Source organism: Ensifer oleiphilus (assembly GCF_013371465.1).
In the GTDB taxonomy this organism is placed as follows: domain Bacteria; phylum Pseudomonadota; class Alphaproteobacteria; order Rhizobiales; family Rhizobiaceae; genus Ensifer; species Ensifer oleiphilus.
Genome location: NZ_JABWDU010000008.1, coordinates 131,668 through 150,883, shown reverse-complemented (window position 1 = coordinate 150,883; position 19,216 = coordinate 131,668). Strand labels below are relative to the sequence as shown.

Below are 19,216 nucleotides of genomic sequence, written 5' to 3'. Positions count from 1 at the left end.
AGGCAACATCCATGCGTGTCACAAGCCTCCCCTTGCGCATCGGCATTCTGGTCGAGCAGAACGAGAGCTTCGAGAATTGGCAACTGATGGTCTTTGACCGGATCGTTGCGGATCCGAGATATGCCCTGACTGCCTTGCTCGTTCATCCGGCACCCTACGGGGCCGGTCGAAGGTCCGTGTTTTTCAAGCTTGCTCATCGGCTGGAGCAGACGGCGTTAGGCCGCCAGGCGCCGTACAATCCATGCAACTTCGATGCGCACAAGCAACGCATCGTGCCATTGGCATCGGCCGAACCAGGTGCGGCGCAGGCGCAAGTGGCGGAGCTTGGTCTCGACCTGGTGATCCGCATGACGCCGAATGGCCTGCCTGACGACGCCGTGCGCGAGCTGTCCTATGGCGAATGGGCCCTGTCCTTCTCCGATCAGAAATCCGGAGCAGGCGAGTGGTTCAGCTATCTCGAGGTGGCAACCGGCGCGCCGTCCGTGGACCTGGCGCTCTATGTTCGGCTCGGCGTGTCTGCCTCGTCCGTTGCGATTGCTTCGTCGTCCTTCAACATCAAGTTCAGCGCGGTCAGGAACATCAACTTCGTCAAGGAGCGGGCGGCCACGCTTCTCTTGCGCGAACTCTCGCGGTTGGCCGATACGGGCGAGCTGATCACCACGCCGCTTCCGGCGCGCAGCCAAGCCTCGCCGCCGTCGATCGACGAATTGACTCGATATCTCGGCATCCTGAGTGGTCACCTTGTCGGACGGGTGAAGAAGGCCGTGCAGCACAAGGCCGGGACAGGGGCTGCTGTCTGGACACTCTTTACCGGCAGCGGCCGGATCGACGATTTCGAGCCGGGCGGCTCCGTCGAGATCCCTCCGACGGCGACGGATATCAAGGCGGATCCGTTTCTGCTCCAGCATGAGGACGAATGCTATTTGTTCTACGAAGCCTACGCGGATGGCGACCGCAAGGCGCATATCGCGGTCGGCCGTTTTGACGGTGACCGGCTCGAGCCGGTGGGCGTGGCGCTGAACTGCGACTACCATCTGTCCTATCCGTTCGTTTTTCGCGACGGCGACGACATCTTCATGATGCCCGAGACGCATCAATCCAAGCGCATCGAGATCTGGCGCTGCGTCGAGTTTCCCTTGAAGTGGGAGCTGCATGCAACGGCACTGAACGGTTTGTCCGCCGCCGACAGCATACTCACACGGCACGAAGGGCGGTGGTGGCTGTTTACGAACCTGTCGGAGTTTCACGCCTACGAGGATCATTGCAGCGAACTTCATGTCTTTGAAGTCGATGGCCCGGGGCTGGCACGCATCACGCCGCACAAACGCAATCCGGTGGTTCTCGGCAGCACGGTTGCGCGCAATGCCGGCCGGATCTTCGCGCGGGAAGGACGGGTCTTCCGCCCGTCGCAGCACAACGCGCACGGGATCTACGGCTATGGGCTGAACATCATGGAGATCGAGCAACTGGACCTGGAGAACTACCGAGAACGGTGCATCAGGACGATCAAGCCCGATTTCAAGCCGGGCTTGCTCGGTTGCCACCACTTTGACGCGGCCGGGGATCGTTATGTGCTGGATGCGCGACTGACGCTTTGAGCGCGAGCACATCGTCATTCCAATAACGAAGATGCACCGCGTTGCCGAGGGTGAGCGCCGCCAGCGTGCCGGCGAAACCAGGCGGTGTCGCGAGATCGAACAGGCTCCAGTTCAGTGGCGCGTCATGATCACCATCCAGCGATTCGAGCTTCGGACGGGATGTCGCGTCGACGGTGACGTCGAAGGAAGCGAGCGGTAGCGACAGTCCGGCGCCATGAGCCTTCACGAAGGCTTCCTTGCGCGTCCAGCAGCGATAAAACGCGCGCATGTAGTCATCGCCGTCGAATGCGGCCAGAGCGTCGCACTCGCGCTTCGAGAAGAAATGCCCGGCAATATCCTCCTTCAGAGGCTTGATCGCTTCAACGTCGATGCCGACGGGGTAATGGTCGGAAATCGCCAGCATCGCCACGTCGGCGCTGTGGCTGAGATTGAACTGCAGCAACTCCGACGCGCCGGCGATGCGCGGCTTGCCGAAGACGTTGCAGGCGAGACCGATGCGGTGCGGAGGAAGGTGGAGGTAGTGGCCGAGCACGAGGCGCAGGCCGGCGCGGCCGGCAATGAAGCGTTGTCGATGTTCCGGATAGACGAAACGCGAGGCTCGCGCCCTTTCCTCGCCGCTCAATAACGGGAACAGGCGATCGATTTCGCGTTCGTCCTGGTCGAGGTTCCAGCGCCAGATATCGATGAAGTTGGGACCGATACGGTCGAGGCTAGGTCGCATAGACGAGGTTCCCTTTGGGGGCGGGTCGCTGGCGCGCCATGCGTCGGGCGAAATAGGTCATGAGCGGCAACGGATAGTTTTCGCCGAGCCCGATGCGGCATGTCCTCTTGAGAATATCGAGCGACCGCGGGCACATGTCCGGCGCGTATTCGATCTTGCGGGAGGTCCAGGCATAGGGGTTCATCTTGGGATTTGCCGTGCGTTGTTCGAGCACCGGCAGCCAGTTGCTGTAGACGTGGCGGCTGGAATCGTAGAGGCGGTAGACGCCGCGCTTGTTTTCGGCGGCAAAGGCCTGCGCTTCCTCGGCCGTATCGAAGATCACATGCAGGCCGGCGGCATGCTCCGGATCGTTGTGCGGACCGATGCGCATCGCGTTGCTGGACGACAGGATTTCGGCGATCGCATCGTAGCGACGGCGCAAGCGGCGGATCATCGGATCCAGCTTCTTCAGCTGCACGTTGAGCATGGCGCCCTGGATCTGGCTGGCCTTGAGATTGATGCCGAGCATGGGCGGCTCGTTGGCATTGTCGAGGTGGCCGCGAAACAGCGCGCCGATATCGTGGTACATGCGCGCCCTGGCGAAGAGCCTGGCATCGTTGGTCACGACTGCGCCGCCTTCGCCGATGTTGATGTTCTTGAACTGGTTGAAGCTGAAGGCGCCGGCATCGCCGATCGTGCCGACGCGCACGCCCTTGTAGGGCAGGCCGACCGCCTGGCAGGCATCCTCGACGACGATGAGCCGGTGGTCGCGGGCGATCTGCATGATTCGCTCCATGTCGCACACCATATTGGCCATGTGCACGGGAACGATGGCGCGCGTATAGGGGGTTATCTTTCGCAGGATATCTGCCGGATCCATCGTCAAGGTCTCGTCGATATCGACGATGATGGGGACCGCGCCGACGGCAAGTGCCGCGCCCGCCGTTGCAATCCAGGTGTAGGCAGGCACCAGCACCTCATCGCCCGGTCCGACGCCGGCTGCCGCAAGGGCTGCTATCAGCGCGCCGGTGCCACTGCTGACCGTCAGGACATGCTCGACGCCGAACTTGGCGGAGAAATCCGCTTCGAAACGGGTGAGAGGCCCGTTGCCGTCGCTGCTGAAGCGGGCCAGCTTTCCCGACGCAAATACAGGAGCAAGTGCCAGCCATTCTCTGATACCTACACGCGCCATGCCTTAGTCTCCGATCTTTGCCGGCTCTCCGCGTTCGCCGACCATCGGCGTCCAGGGATAAGGACAAATCGCCTGCTGGGTACCGGCCCCAATGATCAAGCCTAGTCGCCTCACGGCACCGTTTCAAAATGGACATCCGGTCAGCGCCTGAACAAAGTGTGCAGGCTGCAACTAGCCGAAATCAGTAGTTGCCCTACTCCCCTATGCATATTGGGAGATTTCGGTGCGAAAGCGCTGATGCTACGACCGGTATGTAGCACGCGGGAGTCCTTTTCATGCCGATCCGTGATCTCCGATCAGCCCCTACAGGCACCGAGTTTCGTCCTGATGTGGCCATCGTCGGCGGCGGTCCCGTCGGCCTGACGATCGCGCGCGAGCTGGCCAACAGCCGTTGCCGGGTGCTGATCATCGAAAGCGGCGGTGCCGACTTCGAGGCCGCGCAGCAGAGCTTGAATGCCGTTGAGAATGTCGGCGAGCCGATTGCCCGTAATGGCGTCGAAAGTCCGGGTCGGGGATATAACGGCAGCCTCTCATGGCTGAATGACATAGCGCCTTTCGAGTTGCGCAACCGCGGGCTCGGCGGCAGCACGCATACCTGGATCGGCAAATGCGCAAGTTTCGACGAAATCGACTTTGAGCGCCGGTCCTGGCTGCCGGTGTCCGGTTGGCCGATGACCCGCGAAAGCCTGACGCCGGCGCTCGATCGCGCGGCACGCCTGCTCAATCTCGGACCCAATTTCTACGACGAGAGGCTCTTTGGCCGGTTGCATTCGCCTCCGGACGAACTCGGCTTCGACCGTGATCTGCTTCGCCCCTTCTTCTGGCAGTTCAGCCATGAACGGGATCAGCGCGGCGAGCCCATGCGGTTTGGCCGTGTGGCTGCCGAGTTGGTCGCCCCAAACATCGATATTCTGACCGATGCGACCGTTACCGCGATCCATCTCGACGAGAGCGGCAGGCGCGTCGCGTCGCTCGATCTGCGAAGCGTTGACGGGGTCCGTGCATGCGTACGGCCGGAGATAGTCGTTCTGTGCGCGGGCGGCATCGAAAATGCACGGCTGCTGCTGGCTTCGACGTCCGTCATGACGGGCGGTATCGGCAATGGCAGAGATGTCGTTGGTCGCTACCTCGCCGATCACCCGCGCTCGACGCTTCTCCAGTTTGATCGGAGGGACATCGACATCGTGGCGAGGCACTTCAATTTCTACGGCCTGTCCGACGAGGGGGTGACGCGGTTCTATCTGCACGGCCTGTGCCTCAGCCCGGACGTGCAGAGACGCGAGGAGCTTGTCAACTGCGCCGCCTATCCCGTGCAGATCCATTCGCCGGCCGATCCTTGGGCAGCGCTGAAGCGGCTGATGCGGGGAGATTGCACGCGGCTTGCGAGCGATCTTGCTGTCGCCGTGGGATCGCCTGCGTTCCTGGCGAAGGGCACCTTTCGCAGGGTGGTCCAAAAGCGGGGAATGATGCATCGATCCGATACGCTGCGTTTCGACGTCATGGCCGAGCAGAAGCTCGACGCGGAAAGCCGTGTCACTCTGTCGGATCAGAGAGACCGGAACGGCGTGCCGCTGCCGCGCGTCGCCTGGAGAATCGGCCCCACAGAGGTGCAGAGCGTCAAGCGGCTGGCGCGGGCACTGTCCGCCGAGTTCGTGCGCAATGGCTTTCCACGGCCGAATCTGGCCGACTGGATCGCCGCGGATGATGATAGCAAGGCTGCGTTCACCGACATGGCGCACCCGTCCTGTACGACGCGAATGGGAAGCGATCCGGCGACCAGCGTAGTCGACGCGAATGCCATGGTTCATGGGGTGGACGGGCTTTTTGTCGCTGGCAGCTCGATCTTTCCTACCCCCGGTCACGCCAATCCGACGCTGATGACGCTTGGCCTGGCGATACGCCTCGCCGATCATCTGAAGACGCTGCTGGAAAAGCGTTCGGTGGCGACGCTGACGCCTCGCCTGGTGGCGCAGGAGGCGGTAGCCGCGCCTGCACCCGTAGACGGGCTTTGACACCCTGTCCCATTGCCGGTCGACGCTGGAACTTTACGGCAGACGGAAATAGAAGCCGGCGCTTTCGCTTGGCCCCAACTCGGGATGTGTCTCGATCACATGTGCGAGTGACGGGATCGACCAGCGGTCGACAAGGCGATAGCCGAGTCTTTCGACGTCACTGCAAAAGACATCTTCGTTGCGCATCTGGTAGGGCACGATCGCCTTGCCGATGCGCTCCAGCGTCACGACGGGGCTGCCCTTTCGCAGCGCCACCTTGTTGAGCAGGAGGTGGCGGGGCAGGGCGGGCATCCGCCCCAACAGGTCGGACAACTGAATATCGAGATATTGCAGCAGTCCGGAGCCCAGAAACAACGGCACAGGGCCGGCATCGGCGATACGGTCAACGAAATGCAGATTGTCGAGCTTGTCCTGCTCGGCCCTGCGCCGGCCCGCTTGCACGATGGCCGGCAGATCGTAGACCACCCAGCGGAAGGACCCTTCGAGGGAGAGAAGGTCGCGGAATGCCCGGTATTTCGTGCCCATATGTCCGCCGGCATCGACGAGACCGTCAACCTCACCCATCACCTGCCGCATCCAGAAGAGCACGGGGTAATCCCAGGGCGCCACCTGGCACATCTTGTCGAAGGCGACTTCAGCGATTTCCTCGTGGTCATAGCCGGCGAGGCCATTGGAGCGGGCAGCGGCGATGGCGTCTTCGAACGACCCGTAGGCGCCGGTGAAGCGTTGAGGGAAAGGCGAGAGGTAGCGCAGCCGACCGCTCGCCGCCTTCAACGGCGTCAGGGAACGGTTGAGGCCGCGCACGGCGCTGCGCAAAAGCGGGTAGGCAGTGTTCTTGATGTCGCTGGTCAGCACGATGCATCTCCCCTGATTGTCGCGCTTGTGTTGTTTGGTTTGTCCCTCATCCGTGACGGCCGAACGCGAAGATGGGCCGCAAGGCATCGCTCCATCGCTGCAGGATGGCGAGCGCCGCCACATAGATCGCCGCGCCGGCGACCACCTGCAGGGCGATCGTCGACATCTGCCTCAGCGACGACGCTTCGGCTATCCGGCCGAACAGAAAGACGGCGGCCGCCATGGCGCAGACGGCGATTGCCACCAGGCCGCAGTCGCGAAGGACGCGGTTCCACGCAAGTTCACCCTCGCGTGACTGCAGCCGCATCGAAATGTTGAACGAGAACACCGCGGCGACGCATTGACCCAACGCTGTCGCAACCGCGCCGAACGGGGTCAGCAGAATGATCAGCCCGACGGAGATCGCGCCGTTCAACATCACCGCTTTCGGCATCCTGTGAATGTTGCCGCTCAGCGACAGCAACGGCTCCGTGACATAGCCCGGGATCAGAAGTGTCTGTTTTGCGGCGAGAATTGCAACGAGGATCGCTGCAGGCGCCCATTTGTCACCCAGGACGACGTCGATGAGTTCTGCCGAGATCAGCGCGAGACCGAGATAGATCGGCGTCGAGATCGCCATCAGCACCGTCATGAAGGTCGTGGCTGTCGCCCCGATCGCCGCCCGGTCGACATCGCCCTTGTCTTTGCCCGCGGCGCGGCCAAACAGGATCCAGGCGAGCATCCGGGCCGGTTCGCCCATGAGCTCGGAGAAGGCGGCAACGATCCGTTCGGCGGCGCGGTAGTAGCCCGCCTCGGCCAGGCCGAGGAAGCTGCCGACGACCAGCGTGCCGGCGTAGGAACGAAAGAACACCACGAGCCGGTTGGCGACGATATGGCGTGAAAACTCCAGCACTTGTGAGGCATATGCGCGGTGCAGACGCAAGCGTGGCAGCCACCGCAGCATGATCATCGATGCGGCAAGGATCGTCAGTTGTTGCGCTAATCGTCCGCAGATGAGCGCCACGATGTTCCATCCCAGCCAAAGCCCGCCGATCGCCACGAACAGCCCGATGATTTCGGCCGCAATCCGGATGAAGGATTGGCTCTTCAAGCGCCCTTGCGAAATGAGAATACCGTCGTAAACGGTCGATAGCGAGGCCGGCAGGTACCAGGTACTGAAGAGGGCGACCAGCAGCGCGTTCGAGCCGTGCCCCAGCATGAACATCGCTGCAGAGGTGGAAAGGCCGAGGATCGTGGCGACAAGCCCTGATAGCATCGACAGGGTCGCAAGCTGATCGACGTCCGTCTTGTCGGCGCCGCCCTTCATGATGAACTCGCCCCATCCCCCCTCGGCGACGACAAGAACGAAAATGGCAAAGGAGGATGCGAAGGCAAAGAAGCCGAATTCGGCGGCCGCAAGCACATGCGCCGCCACGATGAAGATCGACAGCTGTGCGGCCTGTGAGATGACTTTGGCGGATAGAGCGGCAAAGCCGTCACCGATCAGATGCGGTAAGCGCAATGAACTGGGGAAGGCGGAAGACACCCGTCGCAGTGGGAGCTTTGCGGTCTCGAACCAGTGGGGCATCATTGCACCACGACTGGCGGTAAGCGGCATTGAGGGTGAGACGGGGGCGGGAGCGGTTCGATCGGGCCGGCGGACGTTTGCCTGCCGACTTTCGGGAAAAAACCCCGGTCGGCTGAAAATTCGAAACTCGTACGGTATGGTGTGCGTTGAAACCGTGATTCGGGTCTTGCCCGGTTCTTGCGGTAGGGTGCGCGATGGCACGGACTTTGGTACCCGCCGTTCGCCATAATTCGACGGCGTGTTGCTGACACGCAGACGTCGGGGATACACGCGGGAGAGGGGAACTCGCAGTCGATGTTGAGACGGATCTCGTTGGACAAAGAGGGCGCCGTGACCAATCGGTCTTCATGGAACACGAAGCTGGCCATTCGCTGGTTTGTGGTCGTGTTGTGCCTTGTCTTCTGGGCGGCCGTGATCTTTTTCATCTGGTAAAACGCCACCCTTCAGATCTCGTTTGTTGCAAAGAGGACGACGCCCACCGTTTTTACGATGATCACGATGTCGAGGTAGATCGACCGGGACTGATAGTAGTCGATGTCGAACTGAACCCGCTCGTCATAGGTGGTCTCCGGCCGTCTTCGCACCTGCCACATGCCGGTGATGCCGGGCTTCAGCGCCGTGTAGTAGTGCAGGTTCGGGCCGTACTTTTCCGTTTCTTCCAGCGAGATCGGGCGAGGCCCGACAAGGCTCATGTCGCCACGCAGCACGTTGTAGAACTGCGGCAACTCGTCGAGACAGGTCATCCTGAGGATCTTGCCTAGCCAATGGACGCGCGGGTCGCCAACGAGCTTGCGCTTTTCCATCCATTCCCGGTTTCGCTCGGGGTCGGTGGCCAGAAGCTCGGCAAGCCTTTCCGCCGCATCGCGGCGCATGGTCCTGAATTTGAGGCACTCGAACATCTTGCCCTGCGCACCCACGCGGGCTTGTCGGAAGATGATCGGTCCGCCATCGACCATGACAAGGGCTATCGCGATCAGCGCAAGTGCCGGCGCAAGGAAGACGAGCGCCATGACGGATACGGTCACGTCGACCAATCGCTTGGATCTGCTGCCGCGTCGTGCTGCGATGGTTCCGCGCGCGGAGTGTCCTTGACGTGCAGCGCCATCAGAAACAGACAGCATATCTCTCACCCCTCCCAACACCGTTCGCCTTTAACAGGCTGCCAGCGAGCGCCTGGATTTACAATCGATCCTGATGGGCAGGGCCTAGTCCAATGGAGGTACGCCCCAGGCAGGTTTAAAGCGCAGCCGGGTAAACCTGCTAATCGCGAAGGGCCAGTCTGCTCGCAGGTTTCGCCAGGTGGGCATGCCCCTTGCCCACCGTTGGTTTGCAGCGGCGATCGATGCCGTTTCATCGAACACCTCCATCTTGCAGATCGTATGCGGTCCCAGATGGGGCCATGTGCGTTGGCACAACATCGCTCGGGGCCCGGTTGGCGCGTTGCAGCACGCGGCCATAGAGAGCGATCAACTCGTCCGCCCAGGTTTCCGGCGAATGCGCAAGCCTGGCTGCCTCTCTCAGGCAGTTGTCGCTCATCCGATGCACCCATGCGTCGTCTGCGGCGATGGACCGCATCGCGGCTGCGAGATGTTCGACATCGGCAATCCGGAACTTGAGCCCACAGCCCAGGGCGACGATTTCGTCCGCGAGCAAGGCGGCGTCAGGCAGGATGACCGGTATGCCGCATGAAACGGCTTCGAGCGCGGCGAGCCCGAACGGTTCCGGCACACGCGAGGAAACCACGACGGCGCGTGCACTGCGAATGATATCCCGCATCTCGTCCTTGGTCTTCCAACCGTGAACCGTGGCATCGGGAAACCGTGTTTCGATGAGCGCGCGCCCGGCACCGTCGCCGACGAAGTGAAGGGGCAGCCCGGCAAGCTTGGCCGCCTTCGCCGCATCCTCGAACCCCTTTTCGGGTTCCAATCGGCCGACGAACACGAAGTTGCGGTTTGTCCAGGGCTGGAGCCCTGGGGCGACAAAGGGAAGGACTGGATTGCGGATCGTTTCGATCTGGGTGCCATCTATGCCGGCGCGCTCGAAGTAAGCGCGCATCCTCTCGTGCACGACGATGATGTTTGCGGCCATTCGCTTGGTTGGAAAGAGCTGCTCCCGCAGCATATGCCGCGCCGTGCGCCAGGCCTTCTCGTGCAGACCGCGTTTGTCGCATTGCGTTGTGAGGCAACGACCCGACATCGGCTTCAACTCGCAGACACGATGGGTCTGGTAATTGACGAAGCCACCATTGGGGCAGGCGAGGAAGTAATCGTGAGCGTGGAGAACGACGCGATCGCGCACAGGCGCGAGTGCCCGAAAGATCGCCGGCGAAAGGATCTTCGACCAGCCATGGACATGGTAGATCGTCGACGGCGTGTCGCGACTGGAGATCAACCCGCTCAGTCTCTCATAGACGGGCGGATCGTATAGGCCGAAACGCAGTGCGTCGCTCCGCCGCCGTTCCATCAGGGGAACGGCGTCGAGATTGATCGTATCATCCGACGGTTTGTTGGTTGGCGCGCCGTCGCCGGCAAAGAACGTCACCGGTATGCCGCGCTGCTGAAGCAGCTCTGCCGACAGGATGGCGAGGTTCGTGGCGCCACCGACCTTGGTGGAGCGATCGTTTATGACGACGACGCGGTCGGGCGGCAGGGGAGCCATGATGTTACTCGAGCCTTTCGACGTTCTGCGGTGCGAGCCGACCGGTCAGCAGATCCATCACCGCGCGGGCATTGCCGCGCAGGCGCCCTTTCCGATCGACCCACGGCTCCGGGTTCCAGACCTTGACCATGTTCGCGATCAGGTTTCGCGCCATCTGGACGGTGGCGTGACGGATGCTCATCGTGTGTTTGCGCATCAGGTAGATCGGGTTGGCGATCTGCGAGTAGCCGAACTTGATGCCAGGGGTGCGGGCCTTCTTCGTTCCAAGGTGGACACCCAGCAGTCGGCTCGACCGAACGACACGCCCATGCTCGGCGACCAGGCGGCTGAAATCGACATCTTCGAGCCAGCCGTAGAGCGGCAGATTTTCGTCAAAGCGTAACCCTGAGCGCCGGATCGCGGCAGTCCTTGCGGCCATGTTGCAGCCGTAGGCGCTGTAAATCGGCGAGAAGGTCGTCGGAAGATCCGCCCGAGACAAGCCGGCCTCTATCATCTCAAGCCCATCATCGATTGCGATGCCGGGACCGATGATGCCGTCGGCGATGACGGTGCCGGTGCACATGGCGACGTCGGGCTGGCTGACGAACAGCGCCACGAGTTCATCGACATAGGACGGCGCCATCAGGAAATCATCGTCGAGGAACAGAATGATATCGGTGCTTACTTCCGCCAGTATCCGGTTGCGTTGGCGGCACAGGCCACGTTCCGACAGGATTACGGTGACAGGGCAGGCGAGCCCCTCGACACAGCGAGGGTCCATATCCTCGGGCGACGACAGGCAGACATAGATCGCGTCCGGTTGCCGGGACTGCCGGGCGATGAGCGGCAGGACAGCGGAGAGAATGTCTCTTCGCCCGCAACTCGGTATGCCGATGGCAACCGTTACCGGGCGACCGCCGGGATGCTTGTCCGTTGCCGGCATCATTTCTTGAACTTGCGCCATTGTTTTCGGTCCCAGCGAATGTTGGTCCGGCGAGGGCCGTCGCTTCTGTTGGAAATCACACCGAGCAACGCGACACGCGATTTGCCGAATGTCGACAGGGCCTCGCCGAGCCGTTCGACAGTCATCTTGTCGGATTGTCCGAGAACCACGACAATGCCGTCGAGATAAGTGCAGATCACGCGCGTGTCGGCCGAATCTTCGAAGCCGGACATGTCAACGATGATCACCTTGTAGCGTTGTCTCAGCAGTTCCAGCTCCGATTTCAGCGCCGGCAGGTGGCCGTATCGTTGATGTCCGACGGCGGCCTTGCGCGTCTGTTCGACGGTCAGAACCGGAACGCAGCGCACCGCCTTGCCGTCGAATTCCTCGACATGCTGTTGTCCCTCACTCGACCTGCGTCTCGAATATTGGCCGGGAATGCCCAGGATCCGCAGGCTCTCCATGCCGAAGCCCGCGCCGTCCTCGGTGGCGACGCGGCTGAGGCGAGAGCCGATGAAATCCGCATCGACGAGCAGGACCGATGTGCCTTCGTTCATGTAGAGTTGGGCGAGATTGGCAGCGATCGTGGTCTTGCCTTCGCCCGGGCCGACCGAGGTCACCCCGATCACTGCCGATGCATTGGCGGGGAACGCGGAATCGACGGAGTTCTTCACGCCGCGTAACGCCTCGGAGAACCGCGAATAGGGCATGTCCAGGACCGATCTGAGCGGCAGCATCGTGGAGGCGATCGGAGGCTGATGGGGACGGGGGCTGCTTCTGAACATCGGCACGTGGCCGAGCGAGGTAATGCCGAGTTCGGCACGCAGGCGTTCGCTGGAGCTGACGCGGCGGTCGAGACCGTCACGCAGCACCGAGAGCATCAGCCCCGTCGCCAATCCGAACATCAGCGAGAACGGCAAGATCGTCGAAGGTTTGGGCCAGGTCTTTCCCAGTGGCGCCGTTGCCGCCGTCACGATGCGTGCTTTGCCCAGAGGAAAGGATTGCTTTTGCAGCGCGCCGATGAGCTGCTGAAGAATACCCTCGTACATGTTGCGATAGGTCGTCGCGCGGCTTTCCATCTCGGAAAGTTCGACGCGCGCAACGTTCTTGCCGGCACCCGTCGCGGTCAGATTGGCAAGCTCGCTCTCAAGCAACTTTTCGCGGGTCTTGGCGATCTCGACATTGGACTTGTAGAACTGTTCGATGCGCAGGAATTCGTTGCGAAGAGAAGCATCCAGCCGCGCGATGTCGGCCTCGGCGGCGGCAATTGCAGGGTTTCCGCTGTCGTATCGCGTCTTGAGATTGTCGAGCTTGGCTTTCGCCAGGCGCATTTCGTCGTTGAGTTTCTGGATCTGCGGGTTGTCGAGGCTGTCGTTGACACTGCCGATCATCGTGTCGTTCGACATGAGCTGCTGCAGCGTCATCAGTTTAGCGGTATCGGCCGCTGTCGCAGCGCGCGCTGCGAGCATCTGGCTGCTGAGTTCGGAAAGCTGCTGCTGGTCGAGCGTCGACGCGGTGCCGACCGTCGTGATGTCGTTCTTGGCGCGAAACTCTTCCACGGTCATGGCGGCTGCGCGTGCCTGCGCGCCGACTTCGATCAGGCGACTTTCGAGCCACTTGGCGCCGCTTCTTGCGGCGTCGGATCTCTCGTTCATGCCGGTGCGGATGTAGGCGCCGGCAATGGCGTTGGCGGTCTTCGCAGCTTTCTGGGGATCCGTGGAAGAATAGCCGATCTCGAGCACGTAGGATTGGCCGACGCGCCGCACGGTAACGCGCGAGAGAAACGCGGCCATGGTGCGGCGCATCAGATACTCGTCGTCGGCCGCATCTTTGTCGGAGTTCTTGGCGGCAGGGGAAAATAGCGAGCCGATCATGCCACGGATCGAGACGCCGCCGCCGACAATCTCCGGGTCATTGGTCAGGTCGAGCTGCTCGATGACGGCACGAGCGATCGCTTCGGACTTGACGATTTCGACTTCGCTGGCGATCTCGGCCGCTTCGATGATGATTGTTCCGGTCGAGGCATCCTGCGAGGCGATGCGCCCCTGTTCAGGGTCGATCACCAGACGGACGGTCGCTGTAAAGGTCGGTGCCGTGTTGAGGATGTAGAAGGCGCCGAGCGCAAGCCCGATCACGCCACAGATCCCGATGCGAACGAGATGGCGCCGCAGGAAGTCGGAAACATCGCGGAAGGATATGCTCTCCTGGCCGGCCGAACGCTTGGCCTCGAAATTCTCATCCATCACGATTTTTGAGATGTCATGCACGACCATTTGTGTTCCCCACGAAATTCACTGCGCTTCAACCGATTTGCCGCTGCTACTGGGACTGTTCGATGCCGACCGACGTCAGAAGTTTTTTGTCCAGCGCCGCCGTCAGCGCCGAGCGTACGTCGAGCACGTCGCCCGGCACGAGCAACGTTGCCTCCGTGACCTTCACGGCCGGTTCGGTGCCGCCGCCATGGGTGATCCAGTATTCAAGCGGCTCGAGGTCCATCGCCTTCATGTCGGCAAAGCGGGAGAGGGACGCACCGTTGATCTGCAGCAGTTGCAGCGTCGTGCTGCGCTTGAGCTTCAGATCCTCGATCGCGGCTTCCGTCGTCTGCAGATCGCGGCCGGCCTCTGTGCGGCGCTGACCCTGCAAGGTCACCGCATCGCGTTCGGTTTCGCTGAGCTTCTGCTTGGCGCGCATGGCGGCGACCTGCAGGTCGAGCTTATCGCTTTGCAGTTCGGCGACGATCCGTTCCAGCGATGTCTGCCGCGACTTCGTCACGGTCTGGTCATTCACCAGCTTCGAGATGCCCTTGAGCTCATCCTGGGCGATCTCGATCTGACGTTGCTGCACCGCCGTCTTTTCGTCGAGCACGTCGATCTCGTTCTTCAAAAGCGTGCCGAGTTCGGCAAGGGAATCAAGCTGGCGGCGCATGGCCTCGACCCGGGCGTCGAAGAGGGTGCTCTCGTCGCGCACGATCTGCTGTATGGCGGCGCCAGTGGCCGCCTTGAGCGCCTGGGGAAATTCGATTTTGGTGCTGTCGGTGAACTCGGCCCTCAGTCGGGCGCGACGGGCGGCCAGTTGCATCATCTCGAGTTCCATCCGGTTCAATTCGCCGGTGTAGCGAATCTGCTCCATGTCCGAGTAGCCGCCGGCAGGGTTCGTGCGGCGTTCGCGTCCGCCGGCCATCGCCACCGCCTGCATCACCGTCATGCCGGGCCGGAATTCGAGTTCGCTCGGCCGATCGACCAGGCCCGTGACGTAGATCATCGGGTAACGAACAACTTCGACGGATGTCTCCGGCGCCTTGCTGAGTCCTGTACGCTCCTTCAGGAGATCGGCGATGGTGGCCGCCAGTTCCGCGGGCGTTCTATCCCTGGCCTTGACTTCGCCAACCAGCGGAACCGAGATCGTGCCGGCGGGAGAGACGACATATTCGCCGTTGAGCGCGGTCCACTCCTTGTATTCTCCTGTCGAGGCGACCCACTCGACGATCGCGACCTTGACCCTCGTTTGAGGCTGCAGGCGGAACACCGGCTCCGCTTGCGCCTGATGGAGTGGAGCAAGCGCGCTCAGGCCGATCGCAAGACACAGGGTCGAGGCACGGCCAAGGCACGACAGGCGATAGGAAAGACTGTGATCGGCATGGGGCATGGGGCCTCGCAGATGTTCCTGCGCGCCGCGGTGCTGGACAGTTCAGCTTGGCGTGGCGCGTCGGATTGATTGTCGGCCCAAAACGTTCGAGGTAAATTCCCTGCGGTCTAATCGCGGCTAATCCCTTTAGGGGAGAATTTCTAAACCGGCGGCACCATCGGATAGGATTGCCCCGGCCGATGGATAAACCCCGGTTGGCCGGCACCGGCCCCTAAACCTTTCGAGTAGGACGATCGTTCCTTCGGATGCACTGCCGGACCGATCTTGGCGCTGTGCACGCGAGGTCCCTCTGTCCCATGCTGCGGCAGGATCGTTGCAGTAGGGGAGCGCCATGCGCGTCGCAATCGTTCATTACTGGCTGGTATCGATGCGGGGTGGGGAGAAGGTGATCGAGGCGCTATGCGATCTCTATCCCGAGGCCGACATCTTCACCTTGGTTTATGATCCGGGCCGCGTGTCCGATACGATCAAGAAGCACAAGGTCACCTCGTCGTTCCTGCAGCGCATTCCCGGCGCCATCGGACATTATCAGTCGCTGTTGCCGCTGATGCCCTTCGCGCTCGAAAGTCTTGATCTCAGCGGTTACGACCTGATCATCTCAAGCGAATCCGGACCGGCGAAGGGGATCATTCCGCCGCCGCATGCGGCCCATATCTGCTATTGCCATTCGCCCATGCGTTACCTCTGGGATCACTATCACGCCTATCGGTCGAGTGCTGGCCTCCTGTCGCGGATGATGATGCCGGTGCTGGCGCCGATGCTGCGGACCTGGGACGTCAACACCAGCATGCGGGTGGACCGCTTTGTCGCCAACTCGCATCACGTGGCAGCACGCATCAGCAAATACTATCGGCGCCCGGCAACCGTGGTCTATCCCCCCGTCAGCACCGAGGACTTCGCACCTTCGACCCAAATCGAGGACTTTTACCTCTGCGCCGGCCAGATCGTTCCCTACAAGCGGATCGACCTGGCCGTGGAAGCCTTCACGAAAATGGGCAAGAACCTGGTCGTGATAGGCGACGGCAAGGAACAGGATATCGCCAGGCTCAAGCGCATGGCCGGCCCGACCGTGACGTTCCTTGGTCGCGCACCCTTTGCGGTGCTGAAGGAGAAGCTCGCCCGCTGTCGTGCCCTGGTTTTTCCCGGCGAGGAAGACTTCGGCATCGTGCCGGTCGAAGCCATGGCGAGCGGCCGTCCGGTCATCGCCTTTGGCGCTGGCGGCGCGCTCGAGACCGTCGTGCCCAATCTGACTGGCATGCTCTTCGAACAGCAGAGCGTCGACGCGCTGATCAAGGCGATCTACGCCTTCGAGGCGCGGGAAGACGCGTTCCGGCCCGACGTTATCAGGGCGCACACGGCGCAGTTCAGCATCAGGAAATTCAAGGCCGGCATGCAGACGGTCATTGACGACGAGCTTCGCCTGCGCCGTGCGCTGCCGTTCGGTGATGGAAAGCTTTCGATCGGCGGATTCCAGATGCGTGAGCCGGAAAGCGCCACGCCATTGCATTGATGCCGCGCGGCACGACGGATTGGCCGCCAGCCGGCAACGACTGGCGTGCGACGTTCAAACGACAGTTGCCGACGCGCCGCATGGGCTTGCTGTCGGCCGGAAGAGGTGAGCATGCGTTTCCTTGTTCGTCGACTGGAGGCCTTCAATCGGGATGCGTTGTCCGCATGGGGTGGCGCTCAGCCGCTATTGACCAAGACCGTGCTGTTCGTGCCGCGTCTCGTCGAACTCCTGATGATGTACGCCATCGGGTTGGTTGCCCTTGCCGCGATCGTCCTGTTGATGGCGATCGGGTGGGTGGCTGGCCTCGACCGCAAGATGCCCTCGCGCCCGGGCTTTTGAACCGGGGGAGAATAGCAGGTGATTCCTAATTCCAGGCCACCGTGCGGTGAGGTCCACTCGGCCCACTGGTCCTTTGCGTCAGCAATCCTGTGTCTGTTCTGTCGGGCTTCCTTTGGGCAGGTGTCCACCGGCGCCGGGTGTTCTCTCCGAGCAACAGCCCACTGTAAAATTCCGTGCTAGGCCCTGCGTCCGGCGCGGTGCCTTCGAAATGTCCGATCGGCGTCCAACTGTGGCGTCTCTGCAGCTCGATTCGTTTGCCGGAAGAGCGAGTGCTGTTGATCAATAACGACCCGAAAAGGAGCGAACATATGAAAAAGACTCTTGCGATGGCGCTTGCCGCCGCCTCCCTGGCGTCTGCTGTTGCGTGGGCTGTCAATGCTGCCGACCTGCCGACCTACAAGGAAACCTACAGGGAGCCGGATGCCCGCAACGGCGTGAAGATCGGTTACCTCGATTGCAACATAGCCGGCGGTGCCGGCTATGTGCTGGGATCTGCCAAGGAAGTCGAGTGCGTCTTCCGTTCGACCGTCGGTGCCGAAGCTTCCGATCAGTATGCTGGCGCGATCCGCAAGCTCGGCGTGGATGTCGGCTTCACCACCCGTAGCCGGCTGATCTGGGCTGTGTTCGCGCCGACGGCCGGCTACCACAAGGGTGCGCTCAGCGGCATCTACAAGGGGGCGACGGCCGAAGCAACGCTCGGCGCCGGCGTCGGGGCCAACATCCTCATCGGCGGCACGGCCGGTGCCATCCATCTGCAGACGGTCAGCGTCACGGGCCAGCTCGGTCTCAATGTTGCTGCCACCGGCACATCAATGACGCTCACCTCAGTGAACTGATCTTGTTTTGATCGGCGCGCGGCTCTGCTGCGCGCCGATGTTTGTTCGGCGTCCCCTGCTGAAGCGTCTGACGGTAACACCCCCGTGCGACGGTGCTTGAGCGCTGGTCCTCCCGGATACCAAGACATCTCACCCCCTTACCCAATTTGCGCGCTCTCGGCACTACGCGCGAGCTTCGAGCTTGTTGACGCAGATCGTGCGTGGCGTTTCGTTGTTTTCGATTGCAAGGCGCGGTCTGAAGCGCGGGCGGGTTTTTCTCTCAAACCGGTGCGAAATAGAAATGCATTTCTTATAATGCATATTGTCTATGTGTTTTATAGATTAATGGCGACCGACGGCGGCGCCGAGACAATCTGGAACACATGGCATGTCCTATCTTCTCAGCCTTCTCGACAAGAGCCCCATCGACCCCGGCAATACCGCCACCGACGCGCTGCAGGCGACCGCCCGGCTGGCGACGAAAGCCGAAGAGTGGGGCTATCACCGATTCTGGCTGGCCGAGCATCACAACATGACCGGCCTCGCAAGCTCGGCCCCCGAAACGCTGATCGCCTATCTCCTGGCGCGCACATCCAAGATCCGCATCGGATCCGGCGGCGTCATGCTGCAGCACTACAGCGCCTACAAGGTCGCCGAAACTTTCAACCTGCTGGCGTCGCCAGCGCCAGGGCGGGTCGATCTCGGCGTCGGCAAGGCACCCGGCGGTTTTCCTCTCTCGACGCGGGCGCTGCAGATCGGAACCGATCCCGAGCACAAACCGGGTTTTGCCGAACAGCTGAGTGACATCAACCGCTACCTTGCGCCCGGCGAGAATGACGAGGCTACGTTGCTGGCAACGCCCTTGCCGACGCATCCGCCGGAGCGGTTTCTGCTTGGGGCGAGCGTCGAAAGCGCCGAACTTGCCGCAGCGAAAGGCTGGCAGCTGGTGTTTGCCGCGCATCTCAACGGCGATCCGGAAAACCTCGAGCGAACGGTTGCAGCTTACGAGCGTGCGACGGGCGGCGGACGGCCGATCCTGGCGGTCGCAGCACTGGCGGCCGAAAGCGAGGAGCGCGCACGCGAGCGCGTCGCAGGCCTTCGTATTTTCAAGGTTTTCCTCGGCAACGGTCAGAGCGTCAATGTCGGCAGCGAGGAGCAGGCGGCCGAATTCGCGCGCCAGGCCGGCGTCAGCGACTACCGGGTCGAAGAGAAGAGCCCGAGCGTGCTGCACGGAACGCCGCGCCAGGTCCGCCAGGAGCTCGATGCGCTTCATCGCCGCTACGGCGTCAAGGAATTCGTGATCGACACGCCGGCGCTCCCCGCAGCCGAGCGCTTCGCATCGATCGAACTCATCGCAAGAGAGCGGCTTTCGCTCGTCGCCTGAACATCCGCAGAAGGATCTC

General features: G+C 62.0%; 15 protein-coding genes. 6 read left to right on the top strand and 9 right to left on the bottom strand.

Features of this window, described 5'->3' with window-relative positions:
* Positions 1-11 precede the first annotated feature (11 nt).
* Positions 12-1,598 (top strand): glucosamine inositolphosphorylceramide transferase family protein, encoded by a 1,587-nt coding sequence (locus HT585_RS25420; RefSeq protein WP_176355584.1) that lies wholly within the window; start codon positions 12-14, stop codon positions 1,596-1,598.
* On the opposite strand, the gene HT585_RS25415 is transcribed toward HT585_RS25420, so the two are convergent.
* Together HT585_RS25415 and HT585_RS25410 are read right to left on the bottom strand one after the other, a co-directional pair.
* A complete protein-coding gene (locus HT585_RS25415; protein WP_176355583.1) occupies positions 1,519-2,319 on the bottom strand; it encodes a 4'-phosphopantetheinyl transferase family protein in 801 nt (266 codons plus the stop codon). The genes HT585_RS25420 and HT585_RS25415 overlap by 80 nt on opposite strands.
* Entirely contained in the window at positions 2,309-3,490 is a 1,182-nt protein-coding gene (locus tag HT585_RS25410) for a DegT/DnrJ/EryC1/StrS family aminotransferase (protein ID WP_176355582.1), read from the bottom strand. Before HT585_RS25410 ends, HT585_RS25415 begins: the two co-directional genes overlap by 11 nt.
* Positions 3,491-3,765: 275 nt before the next feature.
* Between HT585_RS25410 and HT585_RS25405 the strand changes: the two genes are divergently transcribed.
* Positions 3,766-5,502: an FAD-dependent oxidoreductase gene (locus tag HT585_RS25405; RefSeq protein WP_176355581.1), complete on the top strand. Its 1,737-nt coding sequence runs from the start codon at positions 3,766-3,768 to the stop codon at positions 5,500-5,502.
* A 33-nt stretch (positions 5,503-5,535) separates the two neighbouring features.
* Here the strand turns inward: HT585_RS25405 and HT585_RS25400 are convergent, their stop codons facing one another.
* The 7 genes from HT585_RS25400 to HT585_RS25370 all read right to left on the bottom strand — a co-directional run bounded on the left by HT585_RS25400 (position 5,536) and on the right by HT585_RS25370 (position 15,149).
* Positions 5,536-6,357, bottom strand: coding sequence for a methyltransferase, TIGR04325 family (locus HT585_RS25400; protein ID WP_343214081.1), 822 nt, complete (start codon positions 6,355-6,357; stop codon positions 5,536-5,538).
* Between the two features lie 46 nt (positions 6,358-6,403).
* Positions 6,404-7,924, bottom strand: coding sequence for an oligosaccharide flippase family protein (locus HT585_RS25395; RefSeq protein ID WP_176355579.1), 1,521 nt, complete (start codon positions 7,922-7,924; stop codon positions 6,404-6,406).
* Positions 7,925-8,367: 443 nt separating this feature from the next.
* Positions 8,368-9,045: a sugar transferase gene (locus tag HT585_RS25390; RefSeq protein ID WP_176355578.1), complete on the bottom strand. Its 678-nt coding sequence runs from the start codon at positions 9,043-9,045 to the stop codon at positions 8,368-8,370.
* Positions 9,046-9,274: 229 nt separating this feature from the next.
* Positions 9,275-10,582 (bottom strand): glycosyltransferase family 4 protein, encoded by a 1,308-nt coding sequence (locus HT585_RS25385; RefSeq protein WP_176355577.1) that lies wholly within the window; start codon positions 10,580-10,582, stop codon positions 9,275-9,277.
* A 4-nt stretch (positions 10,583-10,586) separates the two neighbouring features.
* On the bottom strand, positions 10,587-11,525 hold the full coding sequence (locus HT585_RS25380; RefSeq protein ID WP_246707932.1) for a glycosyltransferase family 2 protein: 939 nt from the start codon (positions 11,523-11,525) through the stop codon (positions 10,587-10,589).
* A complete protein-coding gene (locus HT585_RS25375; protein ID WP_176355576.1) occupies positions 11,504-13,777 on the bottom strand; it encodes a GumC family protein in 2,274 nt (757 codons plus the stop codon). The genes HT585_RS25380 and HT585_RS25375 overlap by 22 nt, the downstream gene beginning before the upstream one ends.
* A gap of 46 nt (positions 13,778-13,823) precedes the next feature.
* Positions 13,824-15,149, bottom strand: a complete 1,326-nt coding sequence (locus HT585_RS25370; protein ID WP_176355575.1) for a polysaccharide biosynthesis/export family protein — start codon at positions 15,147-15,149, stop codon at positions 13,824-13,826.
* A 331-nt stretch (positions 15,150-15,480) separates the two neighbouring features.
* Here HT585_RS25370 and HT585_RS25365 point away from each other — a divergent pair, with 331 nt between their 5' ends.
* The 4 genes from HT585_RS25365 to HT585_RS25350 all read left to right on the top strand — a co-directional run bounded on the left by HT585_RS25365 (position 15,481) and on the right by HT585_RS25350 (position 19,197).
* Positions 15,481-16,659, top strand: a complete 1,179-nt coding sequence (locus HT585_RS25365) for a glycosyltransferase (RefSeq protein ID WP_176355574.1) — start codon at positions 15,481-15,483, stop codon at positions 16,657-16,659.
* A gap of 111 nt (positions 16,660-16,770) precedes the next feature.
* Complete coding sequence (locus HT585_RS25360) at positions 16,771-16,998, top strand: hypothetical protein (RefSeq protein WP_176355573.1); 228 nt, start codon at positions 16,771-16,773, stop codon at positions 16,996-16,998.
* Between the two features lie 308 nt (positions 16,999-17,306).
* Positions 17,307-17,834, top strand: a complete 528-nt coding sequence (locus HT585_RS25355) for a DUF992 domain-containing protein (RefSeq protein ID WP_176355572.1) — start codon at positions 17,307-17,309, stop codon at positions 17,832-17,834.
* A 367-nt stretch (positions 17,835-18,201) separates the two neighbouring features.
* On the top strand, positions 18,202-19,197 hold the full coding sequence (locus tag HT585_RS25350; RefSeq protein WP_176355571.1) for an LLM class flavin-dependent oxidoreductase: 996 nt from the start codon (positions 18,202-18,204) through the stop codon (positions 19,195-19,197).
* The last annotated feature ends 19 nt before the right edge of the window (positions 19,198-19,216 follow it).

Coding starts and splice junctions, on each gene's coding strand:
- HT585_RS25375 (WP_176355576.1), bottom strand. CDS start 13,777: ATGGTCGTGCATGACATCTCAAAAATCGTGATGGATGAGAATTTCGAG.
- HT585_RS25415 (WP_176355583.1), bottom strand. CDS start 2,319: ATGCGACCTAGCCTCGACCGTATCGGTCCCAACTTCATCGATATCTGG.
- HT585_RS25365 (WP_176355574.1), top strand. CDS start 15,481: ATGCGCGTCGCAATCGTTCATTACTGGCTGGTATCGATGCGGGGTGGG.
- HT585_RS25385 (WP_176355577.1), bottom strand. CDS start 10,582: ATGGCTCCCCTGCCGCCCGACCGCGTCGTCGTCATAAACGATCGCTCC.
- HT585_RS25355 (WP_176355572.1), top strand. CDS start 17,307: ATGAAAAAGACTCTTGCGATGGCGCTTGCCGCCGCCTCCCTGGCGTCT.
- HT585_RS25410 (WP_176355582.1), bottom strand. CDS start 3,490: ATGGCGCGTGTAGGTATCAGAGAATGGCTGGCACTTGCTCCTGTATTT.
- HT585_RS25350 (WP_176355571.1), top strand. CDS start 18,202: ATGTCCTATCTTCTCAGCCTTCTCGACAAGAGCCCCATCGACCCCGGC.
- HT585_RS25360 (WP_176355573.1), top strand. CDS start 16,771: ATGCGTTTCCTTGTTCGTCGACTGGAGGCCTTCAATCGGGATGCGTTG.
- HT585_RS25420 (WP_176355584.1), top strand. CDS start 12: ATGCGTGTCACAAGCCTCCCCTTGCGCATCGGCATTCTGGTCGAGCAG.
- HT585_RS25390 (WP_176355578.1), bottom strand. CDS start 9,045: ATGCTGTCTGTTTCTGATGGCGCTGCACGTCAAGGACACTCCGCGCGC.
- HT585_RS25370 (WP_176355575.1), bottom strand. CDS start 15,149: ATGCCCCATGCCGATCACAGTCTTTCCTATCGCCTGTCGTGCCTTGGC.
- HT585_RS25380 (WP_246707932.1), bottom strand. CDS start 11,525: ATGGCGCAAGTTCAAGAAATGATGCCGGCAACGGACAAGCATCCCGGC.
- HT585_RS25405 (WP_176355581.1), top strand. CDS start 3,766: ATGCCGATCCGTGATCTCCGATCAGCCCCTACAGGCACCGAGTTTCGT.
- HT585_RS25395 (WP_176355579.1), bottom strand. CDS start 7,924: ATGCCCCACTGGTTCGAGACCGCAAAGCTCCCACTGCGACGGGTGTCT.